Origin of the sequence: Exiguobacterium aurantiacum, assembly GCF_001766415.1 — a bacterium.
Classification (GTDB): Bacteria; Bacillota; Bacilli; order Exiguobacteriales; family Exiguobacteriaceae; genus Exiguobacterium; species Exiguobacterium aurantiacum_A.
Genome location: NZ_MKXO01000006.1, coordinates 84017 through 104017 on the forward strand (window position 1 = coordinate 84017; position 20001 = coordinate 104017).

The window sequence follows — 20001 nt, forward strand, 5'->3', positions numbered from 1 at the left end:
AATCTCGTATGGTCACGCTATTGCTTGTCGAAGATGATCCGGCACTCGGAGGTCTTCTGTTTGAATATTTGACGACAGCGGGCTACCGCGTGCTGTGGGCCGTTGACGGAGAGGAGGCGCTCGATCTGCTCGATCAGCAACCGATCGACGTCATCGTGACCGACATTATGATGCCGCGTCTCGATGGTCGAGCGTTGACCGAGCAACTGCGGGACGCCGGTTACACGCTCCCGATTCTCATGTTGACCGCGCTTGAGACGTTGCCTGATAAGAAGAAAGGATTCCGGGCCGGGGCCGACGACTATCTCGTCAAGCCGGTCGATCTAGAAGAACTCGAGCTCCGCATCGAGGCGATGCTACGACGAGCCAACATATATCGGGACCACCAGATTCAACTGCACGATTGCGTGTTAGACGAAACGTCACTGACGGTGATCACCCCGGTCGAGACAATCGAGGTGCCGAAGAAAGAGTTTGAGTTGCTGTATCATTTGGCGACGCATCTCAATCAAGTGTTCACGCGACAACAGTTGCTCGATCGCATATGGGGCTATGAAACGGAAAGTGACGTCCGTACGATCGATGTCCATGTTAACCGGCTCCGGAGCCGCTTGAAGCATGTCGACGCATTTCAAATCAGTACCGTCTGGGGACTTGGGTACCGCTTGGAGTTGAAGTCATGAAGTCCTTCTTCAGCTCGATTTACGGACGTTTCCTGACCATCTTCTTCGGGCTGTTGCTCATCCCCATCTTACTGACGCTGACGCTTTTCTTGACGTTCCAAATGAATGCGTTGACGTCGCAAGTCGAGACGATGCTCGTCGAACGGGCCGAGAGCATGCTGACGGCTTCTGAGCGTTATGAATTAGGAGCCGATGAGGTCATCGACTTGTTTTCCGAACGGACGCTTATTGTCGAGACGGACCGCTACGCGGCCGCAAGTTGGTCGGTCGCGGAGCGCGCGCGTCTTGAACGAGGCGACGTGCTGACCGTAAGCGACGAGCGATTGCCTGCCGTCACGCTTTTAATCGATCGGACTGTCGTGACGTTGTCCCCGAACGCGGACGAGAACCCGGTCACGATTTTCCGCGATCTATCGTTTCAGACGTTGTTGCTCACGGCGCTCGTCTCGAGCGTGCTTGTCTTGTTCGCGGTCCGGCTCATGACGAGACGGATCGACCGGGTGACCGAGGCGGCAAGTAAAGTCGCTTCTGGTGATTTGACGGTACGGGTACATGACGGCGGGGACGATGAGATCGGCAAGTTGGCGAGTCAGTTCAATCAGATGACCGAGACGTTGGCGACGAACGAGTCTAAAAACGAGGAATTGACGGCGATCATGGCGCATGAATTCAAGACGCCGGTCGCCTCGATCCTCGGCTACGCGACGCTATTGAAACGGGCTGACGTACCGACGGAAAAACGAGTCAACTATGCGACAATGATCGAACAGGAAGGCAAGCGGCTGTCGCGGTTGTCACGTGACTTGCTGCGCCTTGCCAAGTTGGATCACTCGGTCGTCGGATTAGACGTCAGCCGTTTCTCGCTCAGTGAACAGATGCGGGAAAGTATCTTATCGTTTGAACGAGAGTCGAGTCGCAAACGGTTGAACCTGATCGCTGAGCTTGATGAAGTCGAGATGGTCGGCGATGCCGGACTGCTGCACCAAGTGTGGATCAACCTGATCCAAAATGCGATGACCCACTCTTATGACGGCGGCACGATCCGCATCAAGCTCATGCAAACGGCGGAATCGATTGTTTGCGAGATCACGGATGACGGGGAGGGCATGACCCCGGAACAAGTGAGCCGTATGTACGAGCGATTCTATCAGGCCGACCCTTCGAGACATCAAGGCGGGTCAGGACTCGGTATGGCGATCGTCCAAAAAATCGTCACGTTACACGGTGGTCATGTAGACGTCACGAGCGAATTGAAGTCAGGGACGACGGTGCGTGTGACGCTTCCCGATCAAAAAGACAGGTAGCTGCTACCTGTCTTTTTGTCTGTCCGGCTTCAACCCGCCCGCCACGAGCGGTCCTTCAAACGTGATCGTATAAATGATGCGTGCGATGTCTTCTACCGTTTCAGTTCGGTCATTATAGAGCCACTCATAAATGACGCCCATATGTGCCGATGAGATATAGGAGACTAAATAATCGGGCGGGACGAGCGACTGCGTCTCGTCGAACAATACGGTCGGGGAACGGTGGAACAGCGCCGTGTACATGTAGGCGCGGAGTCTCGCCTGAAACTGCGGATCGCCGTTCGGACCAAGGAGCGGTTTCATCAAAATCTTATTTTGCTCGATGAACCGGATGAACGGGACGAGCAACTGATGGGGAGCGGAGCCTTGCTGATTGCCAAAGACGTTCGGAAAATTTTTGATGAGTTTTGTTTCGGCCTCATGAAAGATCGTTTCAATCGATTTCTCCATGAGGTCGTACTTATCCACATAGTGGCTGTAAAACGTCCCACGATTGATGCCGGCGCGTTCCGTGAGTGCCTTCACCGTGACCGCTTCAAATCCTTGTTCTTCAATCAATTCGAGCAACGCCTGTTTGATCAACTGCTTCGTCCGGACGACCCGTAAGTCTGTCTGTTCCATATTTTTTTCTCCTTTATCCAACACATTGTCGCCGTCTGTCGGAAAAACGACACTGTGACCGAGATTGATGATTGTTGGCCGTTCGAGCGCGGACTATACTGAACGTATAAACCAACACGGTGTCTTTTAGTCCAGTGTACACGAGGCAGACATCGGGAGGGAGTCCAATATGAATATTCAACTGAACGACGTCAGTAAATCGTTCGGTGACCAACTGGCCATCGATCATATCGGCTTCACGATCAACTCGGGAGACATTTGTTGTCTCTTAGGACCGTCTGGGTCGGGGAAGACGACGCTCATCCGTTTGATGATCGGCGCATTGGCGGCAGACAAAGGATCGATTCGAGTCGGCGAGACGGTGATGCCGAACATGAACATGCTTCATAAGATCGGGTTCATGCCGCAAAACGATGGACTGTACGACGATTTGTCGGGTGAGGCGAACCTCGAGTTTTTCGGCTCGATCTATAAGCTCGGCAAGGCGGCGCTCAAACAGCGCATCGACGACGTGCTCGCCCTCGTCGACTTGTCGGCTGACCGGAGAAAGCTCGTCCGTAACTATTCGGGCGGGATGAAGAAGCGGTTGTCGCTCGCCATCGCCATCCTCCATCAACCGGACGTCTTGTTTTTAGACGAGCCGACGGTCGGAATCGACCCGATTTTGCGCCGCCAGATTTGGGATCAGTTTCAAACGATTCGAGCCGGTGGGACGACGATCATCGTCTCGACCCACGTCATGGACGAGGTGCTCGAGTGTGACCGGGCCGCGCTCATCTACAACGGGCGCTTGATCGCCTATGACACGGTGACGCACTTGCTCGAGCAGACCGAGAACGGACGCGTCGAGGAACTGTTCCTCATTGCCGGACGAGAGGAGGCGAAGCACGATGCGTAACTTGGCGAAACGGGTCATCTTTCAGACGTTGAACGACAAGCGGAGCGTCGCCTTGATTTTGATTGCCCCGCTCCTCATCCTCACACTCGTCTACTTCTTGCTCGGCGACTCGGATTACGTGCCGGTCGTCGTGCTCGACGAGGCCGCCCAGCAGCAGCTCGTCGACGCGTTCGAAGCCGAGACGCTCGACGTGCGACTCGATACGGTCGAGGAGCCGGTTGCTTACTTGGAAGACAATAAAGACGTCGATGCCGTCTTCGAAGCGGGACAAGCGGGTACCGTGATCACGTTGCGCGAACCGTCGACGAAATCGTCGAAAGCGGTGCGCGAGATCCAAGCGGCGTTGTCGGCGCTCAATCCTGCGGCCGACATCGAGATGAATTACGTATACGGAGAAGAAGGACAGTCGACGTTTGATTCGTTCGGCTACGTGTTCTTGTCACTGTTCTCATTCTTCTTCGTCTTCATCCTGTCGGCGATGGCACTCGTCAAAGAGCGGAGCGGGGGCACGCTCGAACGGCTGCTCATGACACCGATCAAACGCGGGCAAGTCATTTTAGGGTATACGCTCGGCTATGGCGTCTTCGCGGTCGTGCAGTCCGTCCTCATCGTGCTCTACACGATTTACGTGCTCGGGCTGACGTCGCTCGGGAACATCGGTTGGGTATTTCTTGTGATGATTTTAATGGCCGGGACGGCCGTTTTGTTCGGGGCGACGATTTCGGTGTTCGCCCGTTCGGAGCTCCAAGTCGTCCAAATGATCCCGTTCACGATCATCCCGCAAGTGTTCTTCTCAGGATTGATCCCGCTCGACTTGATTCCGTACGGGCTCGGCAATTTGAGCTACGCCATGCCGATCTTCTACGGGGCGACGGCGATCAAAGAAGTGATGGTGTACGGGAGCGGTTTTGCCGGGGTCTGGGGGTATGTGCTCGGTTTGATCGTTTACGCAGGCGTGCTTTATTTATTGAATATGCGGGCGCTCGGGAAGTATCGTGGGCACTAAAAAAGGATTCGAGCGTGGGCTCGAATCCTTTTTATGATCAGTTTTTAACGCCGTCACGCTTCGCGATCTTGTCGCTCACTTGTTGACCGCTCAGTGTCACCATCGGCATGCCACCGCCAGGGTTCACGGTGCCGCCGACGAAATACAGGTTGTTGTACAGCTCGCTTTGCTTCTTATGCTTGAAGCCGCCGTTCCGTTTTTTATCCGCGACGGTGCCGTAAATCGCGCCCCGGTCCGATCCATACGTGCGTTCGATGTCATGAGGCGTCCAGACGTCGCGCGTCACCGTATTGTCTCGTAACCCGTCCAAGCCCATGCGTTCGAGCTTATCGAGGACGCGTTCCTCAAACGCCGCATACTCTTCTGGTGTGAACGGTTCGTCTTGGATGTACGGGATGTGCGGCAGGATTTTAATGTTCTCATGTCCTGCCGGCGCTTGTGTCGGGTCGGTCTTGTTGACGTTCACCAAGTAGATGGTCGGGTCGTCAGGTAGCTCGTGTTTCTCGAAGATCTTATCCATCTGTTCGTGCAAGTTCTCGGAGAAGAAGAAGTTGTGGTGGCCTAAGGCCGGATACTCTTTTTTGACGCCGAGATGAATCACGAAGCCAGAACTCGCCGGTTCATACTTTTTCACGAGCTTGTCGACATAGTCTTCATCCGCATCGACCATCTTTTGATAGAACGGGATGACTTCCATGTTGGAGACGAAGTAATCGGCTGACCGGAGTCGGCCGTCCTCGAGTTCGATGGCGGTGATTTTCTCGTTGATCGTATGGGCACGGACGACACCTTGCCCCGTATGGATTTGGACGCCGGTCTCCTCGGCGAGTTTCGTCAATCCTTCGGCCAATTTGTGCGTACCGCCTTCGACGTACCAGCAGCCTTGCGCGTACTGCATATAAATCATCATGTTGAGCACGGCCGGGGCACTGTAAGGAGACGAACCGACGTATTTGACGTAGTAGGAGAGCATCGTCCGTAAATGCGGGTTGCTGATCCGTTTCGAGATCCCGTCGTACATCGTCGACGTCAAGTCAAATCCGAACAACGTCGAAAACAGGCCGGTCTTTGCCACCGCTTCTAGCGGCGATTCAAACCCTTCCTTCAAGTAACTCTTCTCGGTCGTATGGTAGATGCGCTCGGCATAGTCCAATAGTGCCCGATACTCTTCCATGTCTTTATGTGACAGCGTCGGATTGGCGCGCTCCATCACGTCGAGGTCGTGATATAGATCCAATACCGTGCCGTCCGGGAAGAACGAGCGCCACTCGAGGTCGAGACGTTTGATCGGCACATAGTCTGCCATCCGCTTGCCGCTGCCCGCGAACAATTTTTCGAAGATGTACGGCATCGTTAAAATCGACGGACCGAGGTCGAAGCCGAACCCGTTTTGCTCGAGCCGGTTCACTTTGCCGCCGATATGGCCGTTCTTTTCATATAAGGAAACCTCATACCCTTGTTGAGCGAGAGAAATGGCCGCTGACAAGCCGCCAAGTCCTCCCCCGATCACAATCACAGACTTGTTCACGTTGTTCATATACCGTGTCGCCTTCCTTCCAACATCTATTTTTTTCAAAAGCCGTTAGTTGTTAAGTACTTTGCCGTCGGAGTGCTGATTCCCTGCATAGAGCTTAGGGTGAATGTGCAATCCGAACAGCCTCATAGGAATCTTGGTGTCTAGTGATGTATTTAGCACTTATCTGTTGATTTGAAACGGTTTATATAGATATGGATGTGTCTGACGAATGAGCCATGTTTTTGCCGACGTATTGGATTACGGCGGATTGGCCGTTATGAAGCATCCCTTCATTGCGCTCGACGGTCCCTTCGAACAAGAAAACCGTCTCAACTGAATCCGTTAGTACGGCGAAATCGGTTGAAGTATACAGCAGTTCCTTCTGTTTAGGTCCGCCCGTCCCATAAGCGAGTTGCTCTTCACTATACACTTCTGTCACGAAGTAGCCTCCTGGCTTCAATGCCCGCGTGATCCCGGTAAAGACGGCCGTTTTCACTTCTTTCGGGAAATGACCGTATATACATAAAACGGCATCGTAAGCCTGTTCAGGCCAGTTCGCTTCAGCCAAATCGACGAGACGGGTCTGCAGCGTCACGCCGCGACGTTCGGCCAACCGTGTGGCTTTGTCTAACCCGACTTGCGAATAGTCCCACATTTCGACGTGGAGTCCTTGCTCCGCGAGCCAAACGGCATTTCTGCCTTCTCCTTCGGCGATCGCGAGAACGGTCATTCCTTTTTTGAACAAGTGCGCTTGTTGCTTCACGAACTCATTTGGTTCTTCTCCATAGACATACTCATCTGTATCAAAACGTTGATCCCAAGTTGACATGTGATGTTCCTCCTTATCGACGGTCGAGCCGGCATGCGATCTCGTCTCTTCATTTTACTCGATGAACAAAAAAAGCATCCGAGCAGATGCTCTGAATGCTTGTTAGCGTTTAAGTAGCAAGACGACGCCCGTTACGAGAAGCGTGAGTCCGCTGAATAACCGTACTTGATTGCAAGTCACTATCGTTCACCCCTATAAGTCATGATCATTCGTTCATTTTTTGGCGACCCGGATTTGGGTCCGTCCCATCTCTTTATAGATAGAGAGAATCTCGGTGCCGTAGTTGCCTTTTGGCTGCATCGCCCATTTGCGATGCAAGGCCGGCCATGTCGTCGCAGAGCCTCGCTTCACATAATGGAAGCGCGGGTCGACGCGGGTCGAGTTTAACGCTTCTTTAGAAGCATATGCTTTCAAATGTTGAATCTGTGCCGTCACGCCTTGGTGCGGGGAGCGGAAGTAATGGCCTTTGACCCCTTTGCCGACTGTACCGATCCCTGAGTAATTGTGCTGCTTCGGGAGGACATCCCCGCCGTAGCGGAAGTAACCTGTCTCTTTCAATGCTTGGGCAAAGGCGACGTCCCCGCGGACGCCTTCTTTTGCGCCGATGATGACGAACAGTTTGGCGAGCTCTTCGACTGTCACGCCATGAAGGCGGACGGTTCTAGGATTTTTCGCTTTCACGTAGTCTGCCATCTGTTGAGGAGTTAAAGTCGATGCTCCCATAATAGCACGATTCTCTTTCTTTGGCGCGGCTTCGGCCGATGTTTCGAAGGTGAAGCATGAAGTTAAAATCAAGATCATAGCTAAGCCAAAAGCGAGCACTTTTTTCATCAAGACATCCTCCGATTCGATTGAATAAACTATACAGATAATACCATATTATTCAGAGTCACAATCATTAATTTTAGCTAAAAAGGGAACATAATCCAAATTTGCGTCGTAGATTAGAATTGAGGTGAGGGGAATGGATAAACAAGCATGTGCCATAGCGCTAAAACGGCATCAACAGAAACGAAATCGTTCTCAAATTAGTCTCGCTCTATTACTCGTTTTGACGTTTATACTCGCATATCAAATCGGACAGTTTTATATCGGGCTCGGAATTGGGGTTATCTTGTCTATCGTTGTGACGGGAGGGCTCCATTATAAGGAGAGTCAGTTCGCGCGGAGTATGGCGCCTGAGGTGAACGTCAAGCGATTGATTGGTCGTCAGTACATATGGACATTTTTGTTCATGGTGTTACCAAGTTTGATTTTATTTGTCATGGTTCTATTAGGTCGCCCACTCCTAGGCTTATTTTTTATAGTTGCAGTCGCAGGTCAGTATGTGGTGCAGTGGTATTATGAGCAACAAATTCGGTTGCTTGACCCGGAGCAACCGAGACGGGCAGATGTTCGAGAACAATCGATTTAGAGAGGCGGTACCACATGTTTACAGCATATCAATTCCAGATTAAATTGCTGGGGAGTCCGACCCCTGTATGGCGCCGGTTCATCATCCCGGCGGAGACGAATTTCAAACGGCTTCATGACGCGATTCAACTCGTCATGTGGTGGGAAGATTCACATTTGGCAAAATTCGAGGACGATTTACGTAACCCGACGTTCCGCTTCGTGTTAAATCCTGAAGAAGTGTATGAACACAAAGATCGTCTCGCGTATTTAAAGGCTCAGTCAAAGCTGAGCGAATTTGAAACGAACCTATTGGAACGGTTCAAGCAAGTAACGGTCCGGGACATGAAAAACGTGAAGCTCCCGAGTATCATCGAGTCCCATCAAACACTCTACTACACGTACGACTATGGGGACGATTGGCAACATGAACTGATTCTGGAGAAAGTCATCGCCGATTATCCGCACCCGCATCCGATGGTGACGGAGTGGGAGGGCGAGACGCCGTTCGAGGATATCGGTGGCATGGCTGGAAACATACACCTGCAAGAGATTTTAAATGATCCGAACCATCCGCAACATGAAGAAATGATTGAGTTAGGAAAAGAAGTTGAGCCGTATGAAGTCGATCGCATCAACTTTTTGTTGAAAGAGTATGTGACGGTGAAGCGAGTGAAATGATTTAAAGCGGCGAAAGTCGCTTTTTTTGTTTGTACCTTAAAAGAAAAAGTAACCACCTAAAGTAAAATAATGTAATAAAATGAAGGTGCGTATACCGGCTTTATGGAATATTTTTAGTGCTGAAGAAAGGATGAGGTTATGGAGTTTATTGCTCATGTTCGTATAGAAGATGGAGAGATTCAGTCAGTTCGTCAGCATTTGCTCGATGCAAAATGTTTAGCTGAGCAATGGGGAGATCCACTTGGACTCTCGAAAGTGTGTGGTCTTGCGGCGTTACTTCATGATATGGGGAAATACAGCGACACATTTCAAGATTACATACGCCGAGCTGTGTCGGGTGAGAAGGTGAGGCGTGGAGAAGTAGACCATGCTACGGCCGGTGGTCGCTTATTATTCGACAAGTTAAAAGGGAAGTCACCAAATCAACTATTAGGTGAGATTGTAAGCAATGCGATCATCTCTCATCACGGAAATCTTCATGATTACGTCCAGGGTGAGGACTCGCCTTTTCTTCAACGAGTAGAAGTGAAAACACTCGAAGAGTATGAGGTTTGTAAACATCGATTCTTTGACGAAGTTATCTCAGAAACTGACTTCAATGACTACGTTGAAGTTGCCAATCAACAATTATGGAACTATTTGAAACGGATCGGTGCTACAGTACCAAATTCCTCATTTCTTACAAAATTAGTCTTTAGTATTTTGATTGACGCCGATCGAACGAATACAAGACAGTTCGAGGAAAATAAAATCGATTCGGGCCTCATAGATAATCTGTTTCTCTACAAAGAGCGCTTAGAGCAACATATAACAGGATTGAGTACCTCGTCAAAAGTTTCTCCGATTAACGCGTTGCGACAGAAAATGTCAGAGCAAGTAATGCAACATGCTAAGCAACCAAGTGGGATTTATACGCTCTCGATTCCGACAGGGGGAGGGAAAACGCTAGCGAGTCTTCGGTATGCCCTTCACCATGCTGTTCATTATCATAAACGACGAGTTATTTACGTCGTCCCGTTCACGACAATTATCGAACAGAACGCTCAGGTCGCGCGATCGGTTTTAAAAACTGAAGAAATCGTCGAGCACCACTCGAACGTCGTTCAGTTAGATGACGCTTCGGAAGATGAGATGAATCTACAGGCGAAATTGAATTTAGCAAAAGACAACTGGGACGCCCCGATTATCTTTACGACAATGGTTCAATACTTGAACACGTTTTACGCCAAAGGAAATCGTAACACGCGTCGTCTTCATCATTTAAGTGAAGCAATCGTGATTTTCGATGAAGTGCAAAAAGTTCCGACCAAATGCGTATCGCTATTTAATGAATCGCTGAACTTCTTGAAAAATGGACTAAGTTCGAGTGTGATTTTATGTACGGCAACGCAACCGGCACTGGATTTTGTGAAACATCGGTTAACAAGTGATGGAGAAATGATTCATGATTTGCCGACGGTGATTGAAGCGTTCAAACGAACAGAGATTGAAGTTGTTTCAGACGACTTTGATACGGATCGGCTCGGTTCATTCGTGCAAGACAAGGCCGCCGCCAATCAAAGCGTTCTCATCATTTTAAATACAAAAACGGTTGTCCGTAAGCTTTATGAGTCATTGAAACAATCGTTTTCTGAAGACGAAGTGTATCACTTGAGCACATCGATGTGTGCCGCTCACCGAAAGTGCATTTTGAAAGAAATCAATGGCCGACTCGATCAGGGCAAGCGAGTGATTTGTATTAGCACCCAGCTGATTGAAGCAGGAGTTGACGTTAGTTTTCAGTGTGTCATTCGTTCGTTCGCAGGACTTGATTCAATCGCGCAGGCGGCCGGACGTTGTAATCGACATGGTGAAGTAGAAAGGCAAACGGTCTACTTGATCAATCACATTGAGGAAAATGTCTCTAAATTAACGGATATCGCAAAAGGACAGGAAATTGTAAAGCGGCTTGTTGTCGATCTAGAGCGAGATCCAAACGCTTATGGTGGAGAGTTACTATCCCCGCTTGCGATGAAGCGATATTTTCAAGAATTTTATCAGCTCCGTGAAGTTGATTTAGATTACCCAGTAAAAGGTTCGGCTGAAACGCTTGCGCCTATGCTATTCAAAGGAAATGCGAATCAACATCAAGTGAGTGACACGCCACTACTATTGGTCGCTCGTCATCGAACCGTGGCTGACAACTTTCACGTGATTGAGCAACTGACAGATGACGTACTCGTACCTTATGGAGACAAAGGAAAAGAGTTGATTGCACTGTTGAATGGTGACGTCAACTGGGATGATGCGCGGAAGTGGTTAAAAGAGTCTCAACAATACACAATCAGCATTTATAACCATGAAAGACAAATACTTGAACGGAGTGGAGGACTTGTTTCTCTACTTGAAGGAAGATTGCTCGTGCTCCAACCATCGGCATACGATGAACAGTACGGTTTAAATCTTTCGCAAGATTCTGAGATGCAAGGTCTATTTATGTGATGAAAGGAGAGTATTATGCGAAATTCGATTGAGTTTAAAGTTTACGGAAATTATGCCTTGTTTACGGATCCACTGACTAAACTGGGCGGAGAGAAAATGTCGTATCAAATTCCGACGTATCAAGCTATCAAAGGAATTGTCGAATCGATTTATTGGAAACCGACAATTGTCATGGTCGTCGATGCGATTCGAATCATGAATCCGATCAAGATGGAATCGAAAGGGATGCGTCCAATTGAGTACGGCGGTGGGAACTCTTTAGCACACTACACGTACTTGCGCGATGTGTGCTATCACGTTCGAGCTCATTTTGAGTTTAATTCACATCGCCCGGACTTGGCGTTTGATCGAAATGAAGGAAAACACTATGCCATTTTAAAACGCTCGCTTGAAGCCGGGGGTCGTAGAGACATCTTCCTCGGGGCGAGAGAGTGTCAAGCCTACGTGGAACCCATCGAGTTTGATGAAGGAGAAGGCTTCTATGACGGAGTTGATCTTCACTTTGGGACAATGGTGCATGGCTTCAATTATCCAGATGAGACGGGTGTCGATGAACTTGCCGTTCGCTTGTGGCAACCAGTGATGAAAGACGGGGTGATCACATTCACAAGACCAGAAGACTGTTCACTCGTCCAACCAATTAAAAAAATGCAGGCGAAAACATTTATAGAAGAGGATATTGAGTCAGCTGAGTTGTTGTATGAACAACTATAGGAGGGTGAATGTATGAGCGTGTGGCAACAACTATACGAGACGTATAATCAACATCTTGATGAAGTAGGTAAGCCAGAAAGTCGTTGGGAAGGCAAGACGTTCACGTTACTCCCGATTTCTCATACGACGCAAACAGCGCACATAACTGTCAACATAACGCCAAGTGGCGAATTCCACTCGGCTGAAGTGATCGAGAAGGGTAACGGAAACACATTGATTCCAAGTACCGAAGATTCATCTAGTCGAGCAGGGAGTGTCGTCGCACCGTATCCGTTACATGACAAATTGCCTTATGTGGCTGGAGACTATGAAGCATTTGGCGGGGTGTATAAAAAAGATAATGCGCATCTGGTTTATATTGATAACTTGAAAAAATGGTCTGAATCCTCTTATGGATTTGATCGGTTGAAGAGCATCTATTCGTATTTGCAAAAGGGACGACTCATTGAAGATTTAGTGGACGAGAAGGTGCTTTTTGCAGAGACTGATGGGACGTTGAAATGGACGTGGAAAGAGAAAGAGGAGAAACCTTTGATTTACTCTGTTGTGACAGGGGGGCTTGAAGGGGCATTTATCCGTTTTCATGTCCATTCGTCTGAACAATTGAACCAAGATCCATGGCGAGATCCTGAGTTTTACCAATCCTTTATTGATTATTATGCCGAGCAGGCAGGTGAATCCACCTTATGTTTCGTTACTGGACAACAAAAAGTTGGGTCGACGAAACACGCGAATAAGATTCGGAATGCTGGAGACAAAGCTAAACTCATTTCTGCAAATGATAGTAGCGGATTCACTTTTCGAGGTCGATTCGATAAATCTTCTGAAGCTGCCTCGATTAGTTACGAGGTATCACAAAAAGCGCATAACGCTTTGAAATGGCTCATTCAAAGACAAGGAAGAATGATTGATCAACGTGTCTTTCTGGTTTGGGGGAGTCAAGCGACCGAGATGCCAAGTGCAGTTGATTCGACTTTCTCACTTGCTGCATTGTTTGACGATGTGGAGGAGAAAGAAGTATTCGATACGAACCAGGGCGGTGCACGAGCATTTTCTGACGCACTAATCGGTTATAAAAGAAAGTTACCTCGACAAACCGTGAATATTTTAATACTAGATGCGGCAACGACAGGTCGTTTGGCGATCCTTTATTACCGTTCATTTGACCAAGAGCACTACTTTAGTCGACTTGAAGCATGGCATACGGAACATCCATGGGAGTACACCTACTTTGATAGCGAGAAGAAACGACGAGTATTCATTGGTGCACCTGCTTTGAACGATATTGCAACAATGGCCTATGGACCGCGTGCTAATGAAAAATTAATCAAAGCAACTGTCGAGCGGTTGATTCCTTGTGTGGTAGATGGACGTGGCGTACCGGACGATATTCGACGTAGTTTGACTCAGCGAGCATCGAATCCGATTGGTATGGAAAACTGGGAATGGGAGAAAACGCTACAAATTGCCTGCGGGATGATTAACAAGAAAGAAGGGATGAACATGGCATTAAATCAAGACATGACAGATCGAGATTATTTGTTTGGACGGCTATTGGCACTTGCTGATTATTTGGAACGTCGGGCGCTAGGGAATGAAAAACGTGCCACAAATGCAATCCGTTATATGAATGCATTTTCTCAAAATCCGGCTCGGACGTGGATGACGATTCAAAGTGCACTTCAGCCGTATCAGGCTAAGCTCGGAACAAAATTAACGTACATCAATCGTTTAATTGACGAGGTTGGGGCACAAATCGATCCGAGTGATTTTACGAATAAGCCGTTATCAGGTAAATACTTATTAGGTTTCTACAGTCAGCGACATGACTTGTATCAGAAGCGTGAAGAAACGCAAACATCCAAAGAGGAGAGTGTTGAAGCATGAACGTACTAGACCACAAAATCGATTTTACTGTTGTGTTATCTGTTTCGAAAGCGAATCCGAACGGAGACCCACTCAATGGAAATCGTCCACGTCAAAATTATGATGGCTACGGCGAGATTTCAGATGTTGCCATCAAACGTAAAATTCGAAACCGTCTACAGGATATGGGAGAGACAATTTTTGTACAATCGAATGACCGTCGTTCGGATAGTTACGAGAGTCTACGCGATCGCGCAGAAGGAAATGAAGAGCTGAAGAAATTGATGAAAGGAAAAGGGATGGGTGACCAGTTCGCTCAAGAAGCATGTGCGACTTGGATGGACGTGCGTTCATTTGGACAAGTGTTCGCATTCAAAGGTGAAAAATCTGGAGTGTCTATCGGTGTGCGAGGACCTGTCTCTATCCATACAGCAACGAGCGTTGCACCAATCGATATTACGAGTATGCAGATTACAAAAAGTGTGAACTCTGAGAGTGGAAAAGAACGTGGCTCTGACACAATGGGAATGAAACACCGCGTCGATCACGGAGTATATGTGTTGAATGGAAGCATTAATACTCAACTTGCTGAAAAGACGAATTTTACGAAAGAAGATGCAGAAAAATTAAAACAGGTTCTTGTTACACTGTTTGAAAATGATGCTTCATCCGCGCGTCCCGAAGGAAGTATGGAGGTTCATAAAGTGTATTGGTGGGAACATAGTTCGAAATTAGGACAATATTCATCTGCGAAAGTGCACCGTTCCATCTCGGTAAAACCGACGACAGAAGAGCCAAAAGACTTTTCGGATTATGAAATTCATGTTGCTCCACTTGATGGCTTAGAGCCTGAAGTGTTGGATGGATTATAAACAAGACGATTCCTATTTGCTGTTGTCGGGCATTCAACACTTTCAATTTTGTCCGAGGCAGTGGGCGCTCATCCACATCGAACAGCAGTGGGAAGAGAATTCTCGAACCGTTGAAGGGCAACACCTGCACAAAAAAGCGGACGATCCGTTCGCGCGTGAAAAACGGAAAGACAAACTAATTGTGCGAGGGATGGCAATTAAGTCAGAAGTGTTAAACGTTAGCGGCCAGTGTGATGTCGTTGAATTTGTCCAAGATCCAGCAGGGGTCTCTTTGTATGGAAACCCTGATACGTATCGTCCGATCCCCGTCGAGTATAAGCGTGGGAAACCGAAAGTCGGGAAAGAAGATGAGCTTCAGTTGGCTGCACAAGCCATCTGTCTGGAAGAGATGTTTTTATGTCAAATCACAGAAGGTTATCTTTACTATAACGAAACGAAGCATCGTCATCAGGTACTGCTATCGGAAAGTTTGAAACATGAAGTTAGGGAGATCGTTGAGAAAATGAACGACTACTATAGGCGGCGACATACTCCAAAAGTAAAAATGGGACCACGTTGTAAAAGTTGTTCTCTCCAAAATATCTGCTTGCCAGAATTGATGGTTCGAGAGAGTTTCAGTGAGTATATGGAGAGGAGACTTCGGGATTGAAAAAGATGTTGAATACGCTATTCGTGAACCAATCGGATGCATACCTTGCTCTTGATGGCGGGAATGTAGTAGTAAAGAAAGATGACGAAGTTTTAGGGCGAGTGCCTCTCCATAACCTTGAAGGAATCGTTACGTTCGGATATACCGGGGCTAGTCCTGCATTGATGGGGTATTGCGCCGAGAACGATGTGCCTCTGACATTTATGACAAAGAACGGTCGGTTTTTAGCACGTGTCATCGGAGAAAGTAAAGGTAATGTCGTATTACGCAAAACGCAGTATCGACAATCTGACTGTGAACTTCAATCGGTAAAACTCGCTCGGAATTTTATTCTCGGAAAAGTATACAATCAAAAATGGATGCTTGAACGGACGACTCGCGACTATCCGATGCGGGTTGACGTTACACGCTTCAAGGAAACATCGCAATACTTCTCGAAAAAGCTAATAGAAATTCGTGAGTGCGGAGATCTGGAAAGATTACGAGGTCTTGAAGGGAAAGTGGCGGTTCATTATAATCAACTTTTTGATGACATGATTCTTCAGCAGAAAGAAGAGTTCGTGTTCAAAGGACGTTCGAGAAGACCACCACTTGATCGCGTGAATGCGATGTTGTCATTCGCCTATAGCTTGTTGGCACGCGATACTGGCGCTGCACTCGAAGCAGTTGGTCTCGATGCGTACGTCGGATTTTTGCACCGGGAACGTCCAGGACGGATTTCGCTGGCTCTTGACTTGATGGAAGAGTTGAGAGGGATTTATGCGGATCGGTTCGTACTTTCACTAATAAATATGAAAGTAATTCAAGCGAAACATTTCGTTCAAAAAGAAAATGGTGCTGTACTCATGACTGAAGAAGGGCGCAAAGTCTTCCTCTCAGCATGGCAGAAGAGAAAACAGGAGATGATTCACCATCCTTATTTAAAAGAAAAAATGATGTGGGGACTCGTACCTTACGCGCAAGCCTTACTATTGGCTAGACATTTGCGTGGAGATTTAGAGGAATATCCAACTTTCTTGTATAAGTGAGGGATGCATGTGCTCGTTTTAGTGACATATGATGTGAATACTATCTCACCCGGAGGCACGAAACGGCTTAGACAAGTAGCAAAAGTTTGTCAGCAGTACGGTCAGCGAGTTCAGAATAGTGTGTTTGAATGTATCGTTGATCAGACAGAATTTACGACCTTGAAATTGCGGTTACAAGAGATTGTAGACGTAGACCGTGACAGTCTTCGTTTTTATAGACTTGGGAACCAACATGCATCTAAAGTAGAGCATTATGGAGTGAAAGAATCTTTAGATTTGGAAGGCCCTCTCATTTTTTAAAGATGAAGGTGTTTTCAGTGAGTGCGAACTTGAAGTGCACATCATTTTCTAGAGAGGTTCGCACCTGGTTTTTATAAAGTTTTTGAATGAAAGATCAACGAATCTAGTCTTCGGAATACAGAAATAGGTAATATTGTTTATCACATTTATTTTAGTCGGTTTTTTTAGCTTAAATCGGCTATCGCACTCCATGTGAGTGCGTGGATTGAAATGTCTCGATCATCAGCGACTCGTAATCGTCCACCTATCGCACTCCATGTGAGTGCGTGGATTGAAATTTCGCCCCGCGCACCTTCATGCCGTAACTGTGCAGATCGCACTCCATGTGAGTGCGTGGATTGAAATTTCGCAATTGGAAGGATCGTCGTCCGAATAAAGTATCGCACTCCATGTGAGTGCGTGGATTGAAATATTACCGCAATATAAGTATTTATGTTTACGGTTATCGCACTCCATGTGAGTGCGTGGATTGAAATATTTCTATAACCTCCTATAAAATTTATCATTTGTATCGCACTCCATGTGAGTGCGTGGATTGAAATAATGGTCATCGGTAGCGTGTAGTAGGAGCGGAGCATCGCACTCCATGTGAGTGCGTGGATTGAAATTTCCGCGCGCCCGTATGTTGCCACCGTGTGCCGAATCGCACTCCATGTGAGTGCGTGGATTGAAATTTGACGCACGGTGACGAGGTTTTGAAACTCGCGCATCGCACTCCATGTGAGTGCGTGGATTGAAATCTGCATCGTCGCCGTCGCATGGCTGTACACGTCATCGCACTCCATGTGAGTGCGTGGATTGAAATTTAAAGTTCATTGTCGAATCCCTCCGTATACAAATCGCACTCCATGTGAGTGCGTGGATTGAAATAAATCTGCGCTGGCAACGATATCATTCCCTAACAATCGCACTCCATGTGAGTGCGTGGATTGAAATGGGTCAATCGTCGCTTCCGGTAGTGCCGACTTCATCGCACTCCATGTGAGTGCGTGGATTGAAATGGCTTGAATGACCACCACTTGTATGTCTCTTTAATCGCACTCCATGTGAGTGCGTGGATTGAAATTTTCGTGGTCGAATCCCGGCGACATCGTGCTCGAATCGCACTCCATGTGAGTGCGTGGATTGAAATTTGGATGTCCACTCGCCATCGCGGGTCATGATGATCGCACTCCATGTGAGTGCGTGGATTGAAATAATTTCCGGCGACCTCGGCGACGGGTTTTTGCATATCATCGCACTCCATGTGAGTGCGTGGATTGAAATAAGACGTGCAAAACGCGAACCTCGCGGGTCTTCATCGCACTCCATGTGAGTGCGTGGATTGAAATGTACTCGTCATACTGCTTCATCTGATTTCGCCTATCGCACTCCATGTGAGTGCGTGGATTGAAATAAACCCTTTATTAAAGTCGTGGATCGCTTTGCCATCGCACTCCATGTGAGTGCGTGGATTGAAATGCTTCGAAGTAAGAGTTTTCGATATTAATATCACATCGCACTCCATGTGAGTGCGTGGATTGAAATCCTCTATCTTAAAAGGAGTGAATCATAATGGCAATCGCACTCCATGTGAGTGCGTGGATTGAAATAGGTAACGATGGTGGCAAAGGACGCGACAGAGGTAATCGCACTCCATGTGAGTGCGTGGATTGAAATTTGCGCCGTACCTTGAATCGCGACCTGGGTCCCACATCGCACTCCATGTGAGTGCGTGGATTGAAATGCCTTGGTTGGCAATGCTTCTCCAAAGGGGACATATCGCACTCCATGTGAGTGCGTGGATTGAAATCCTTCCTTATATACGGGGTAAATAATCTATGTCATCGCACTCCATGTGAGTGCGTGGATTGAAATCCGTACAGGTGCTCGACCTTGTCCTCGCGTTCGATATCGCACTCCATGTGAGTGCGTGGATTGAAATGTTGCGAAGGTGTCCTCGATGCCCGTGAGCTCGATCGCACTCCATGTGAGTGCGTGGATTGAAATAACGCCTGCCACGGGGTTTGTTCCTCGCCCGGTATCGCACTCCATGTGAGTGCGTGGATTGAAATGTTCGAAGAATTCCCGGTGTTCGATTTGCTTCCGATCGCACTCCATGTGAGTGCGTGGATTGAAATACCGAATCCGTTCGACAATGTATTCGGCGCCAGATCGCACTCCATGTGAGTGCGTGGATTGAAATTCCAAGGCGATAAGTGTGATAGGGAATGTGTGGGATCGCACTCCATGTGAGTGCGTGGATTGAAATAATAACCGTTCTCTGACCGATAATTTCGCCATAGTATCGCACTCCATGTGAGTGCGTGGATTGAAATACTTCGCCTATCGTCGATAAATCATCGCACTCCATGTGAGTGCGTGGATTGAAATAGTTGAGTTTGTTCGGCGAAGTAACGGCTTTTTATCGCACTCCATGTGAGTGCGTGGATTGAAATACGACAAAGGGGAACGATTGGACGGCACACCGTTAATCGCACTCCATGTGAGTGCGTGGATTGAAATAGAAGCGAAACTCGGAACGTTGCTCGCGAACCTCATCGCACTCCATGTGAGTGCGTGGATTGAAATAAGGGACCTCAGATATTAACATTTATGAGAAACTATCACACTCCATGTGAGTGCGTGGATTGAAATCTCCAATAGCGTCACATTCCGGGCATCTGCGAGCGATCGCACTCCATGTGAGTGCGTGGATTGAAATCCCAGATGATGTATCAGCGCGTGAAACACACCGGATCGCACTCCATGTGAGTGCGTGGATTGAAATGCAGTACATTACGTTTGACAACTTTGCACACGAATCGCACTCCATGTGAGTGCGTGGATTGAAATAAGCTAATGAAAGCTGAATGTGAGGAGCAAGGCATTATCGCACTCCATGTGAGTGCGTGGATTGAAATTTCGTAACCTGTGGTGAAATGACGAATCACTTTATATCGCACTCCATGTGAGTGCGTGGATTGAAATCACGCAAGGTTGAACGCACCGCCCACCTCGTCGTATCGCACTCCATGTGAGTGCGTGGATTGAAATTGTTGCCGGGCGGGTCAAGGTCACTTCGCGCAAATCGCACTCCATGTGAGTGCGTGGATTGAAATCGCTATGTCTATAAGGCACGTCCTGATTCCGAGATCGCACTCTACGTGAGTGCGTGGATT

The 20001-nt window shown here is 48.0% G+C and carries 17 protein-coding genes and 1 CRISPR repeat array (1 of these 18 running past the window's edge); of the genes, 13 read left to right on the forward strand and 4 right to left on the reverse strand.

Translation table 11 applies throughout. From position 1 onward, the window contains the following. The first annotated feature begins 8 nt into the window (after window positions 1–8). Both BJU60_RS11865 and BJU60_RS11870 read left to right on the forward strand, forming a co-directional pair. A complete protein-coding gene (locus BJU60_RS11865; protein ID WP_070329061.1) occupies window positions 9–683 on the forward strand; it encodes a response regulator transcription factor in 675 nt (224 codons plus the stop codon). Then, a complete protein-coding gene (locus tag BJU60_RS11870) occupies window positions 680–1987 on the forward strand; it encodes a HAMP domain-containing sensor histidine kinase (RefSeq protein WP_070329062.1) in 1308 nt (435 codons plus the stop codon). Before BJU60_RS11865 ends, BJU60_RS11870 begins: the two co-directional genes overlap by 4 nt. Window positions 1988–1990: 3 nt before the next feature. Here BJU60_RS11870 and BJU60_RS11875 read toward each other — a convergent pair whose 3' ends face one another. After that, a complete protein-coding gene (locus tag BJU60_RS11875) occupies window positions 1991–2608 on the reverse strand; it encodes a TetR/AcrR family transcriptional regulator (RefSeq protein WP_070329063.1) in 618 nt (205 codons plus the stop codon). Window positions 2609–2777: 169 nt separating this feature from the next. On the opposite strand from BJU60_RS11875, the gene BJU60_RS11880 reads away from it, so the two are divergent. Both BJU60_RS11880 and BJU60_RS11885 read left to right on the forward strand, forming a co-directional pair. After that, window positions 2778–3506 (forward strand): ABC transporter ATP-binding protein, encoded by a 729-nt coding sequence (locus tag BJU60_RS11880; protein WP_070329064.1) that lies wholly within the window; start codon window positions 2778–2780, stop codon window positions 3504–3506. Beyond that, the gene (locus BJU60_RS11885) at window positions 3499–4512 is read left to right on the forward strand and encodes an ABC transporter permease (protein WP_070329065.1); all 1014 of its coding nucleotides are present in this window, start codon (window positions 3499–3501) and stop codon (window positions 4510–4512) included. The genes BJU60_RS11880 and BJU60_RS11885 overlap by 8 nt, the downstream gene beginning before the upstream one ends. Window positions 4513–4549: 37 nt before the next feature. Here BJU60_RS11885 and BJU60_RS11890 read toward each other — a convergent pair whose 3' ends face one another. The 3 genes from BJU60_RS11890 to BJU60_RS11900 form a co-directional block, all read right to left on the reverse strand. Beyond that, window positions 4550–6049: a phytoene desaturase family protein gene (locus tag BJU60_RS11890; protein WP_070329066.1), complete on the reverse strand. Its 1500-nt coding sequence runs from the start codon at window positions 6047–6049 to the stop codon at window positions 4550–4552. 181 nt (window positions 6050–6230) lie between these two features. After that, entirely contained in the window at window positions 6231–6857 is a 627-nt protein-coding gene (locus tag BJU60_RS11895; RefSeq protein WP_070329067.1) for an SAM-dependent methyltransferase, read from the reverse strand. 213 nt (window positions 6858–7070) lie between these two features. Then, a complete protein-coding gene (locus tag BJU60_RS11900; RefSeq protein ID WP_254281698.1) occupies window positions 7071–7580 on the reverse strand; it encodes a glucosaminidase domain-containing protein in 510 nt (169 codons plus the stop codon). Between the two features lie 241 nt (window positions 7581–7821). On the opposite strand from BJU60_RS11900, the gene BJU60_RS11905 reads away from it, so the two are divergent. The 9 genes from BJU60_RS11905 to cas2 all read left to right on the forward strand — a co-directional run bounded on the left by BJU60_RS11905 (window position 7822) and on the right by cas2 (window position 16840). Then, complete coding sequence (locus tag BJU60_RS11905) at window positions 7822–8271, forward strand: hypothetical protein (RefSeq protein WP_070329069.1); 450 nt, start codon at window positions 7822–7824, stop codon at window positions 8269–8271. Window positions 8272–8285: 14 nt separating this feature from the next. After that, on the forward strand, window positions 8286–8930 hold the full coding sequence (locus BJU60_RS11910; protein ID WP_070329070.1) for a plasmid pRiA4b ORF-3 family protein: 645 nt from the start codon (window positions 8286–8288) through the stop codon (window positions 8928–8930). A 138-nt stretch (window positions 8931–9068) separates the two neighbouring features. Further along, window positions 9069–11411 carry a CRISPR-associated helicase/endonuclease Cas3 gene (locus BJU60_RS11915; protein WP_070329071.1) on the forward strand — a complete coding sequence of 781 codons (2343 nt, stop codon included), beginning with the start codon at window positions 9069–9071 and terminating at the stop codon, window positions 11409–11411. A gap of 15 nt (window positions 11412–11426) precedes the next feature. Further along, window positions 11427–12125 (forward strand): type I-C CRISPR-associated protein Cas5c, encoded by a 699-nt coding sequence (gene cas5c / locus BJU60_RS11920; RefSeq protein ID WP_070329072.1) that lies wholly within the window; start codon window positions 11427–11429, stop codon window positions 12123–12125. Between the two features lie 12 nt (window positions 12126–12137). Beyond that, a complete protein-coding gene (gene cas8c / locus BJU60_RS11925; RefSeq protein WP_070329073.1) occupies window positions 12138–14012 on the forward strand; it encodes a type I-C CRISPR-associated protein Cas8c/Csd1 in 1875 nt (624 codons plus the stop codon). Next, entirely contained in the window at window positions 14009–14863 is an 855-nt protein-coding gene (gene cas7c / locus BJU60_RS11930) for a type I-C CRISPR-associated protein Cas7/Csd2 (RefSeq protein ID WP_070329074.1), read from the forward strand. Before cas8c ends, cas7c begins: the two co-directional genes overlap by 4 nt. After that, window positions 14853–15512 (forward strand): CRISPR-associated protein Cas4, encoded by a 660-nt coding sequence (gene cas4 / locus BJU60_RS11935; protein WP_070329075.1) that lies wholly within the window; start codon window positions 14853–14855, stop codon window positions 15510–15512. The genes cas7c and cas4 overlap by 11 nt, the downstream gene beginning before the upstream one ends. Then, window positions 15509–16540: a type I-C CRISPR-associated endonuclease Cas1c gene (gene cas1c, locus BJU60_RS11940; protein WP_070329076.1), complete on the forward strand. Its 1032-nt coding sequence runs from the start codon at window positions 15509–15511 to the stop codon at window positions 16538–16540. Before cas4 ends, cas1c begins: the two co-directional genes overlap by 4 nt. Before the next feature lie 9 nt (window positions 16541–16549). Then, window positions 16550–16840, forward strand: coding sequence for a CRISPR-associated endonuclease Cas2 (cas2, locus tag BJU60_RS15050; protein ID WP_083274139.1), 291 nt, complete (start codon window positions 16550–16552; stop codon window positions 16838–16840). A 180-nt stretch (window positions 16841–17020) separates the two neighbouring features. Continuing rightward, window positions 17021–20001: direct repeats of the CRISPR family, unit length 32 nt; unit sequence ATCGCACTCCATGTGAGTGCGTGGATTGAAAT; it runs 5 nt beyond the window's last position.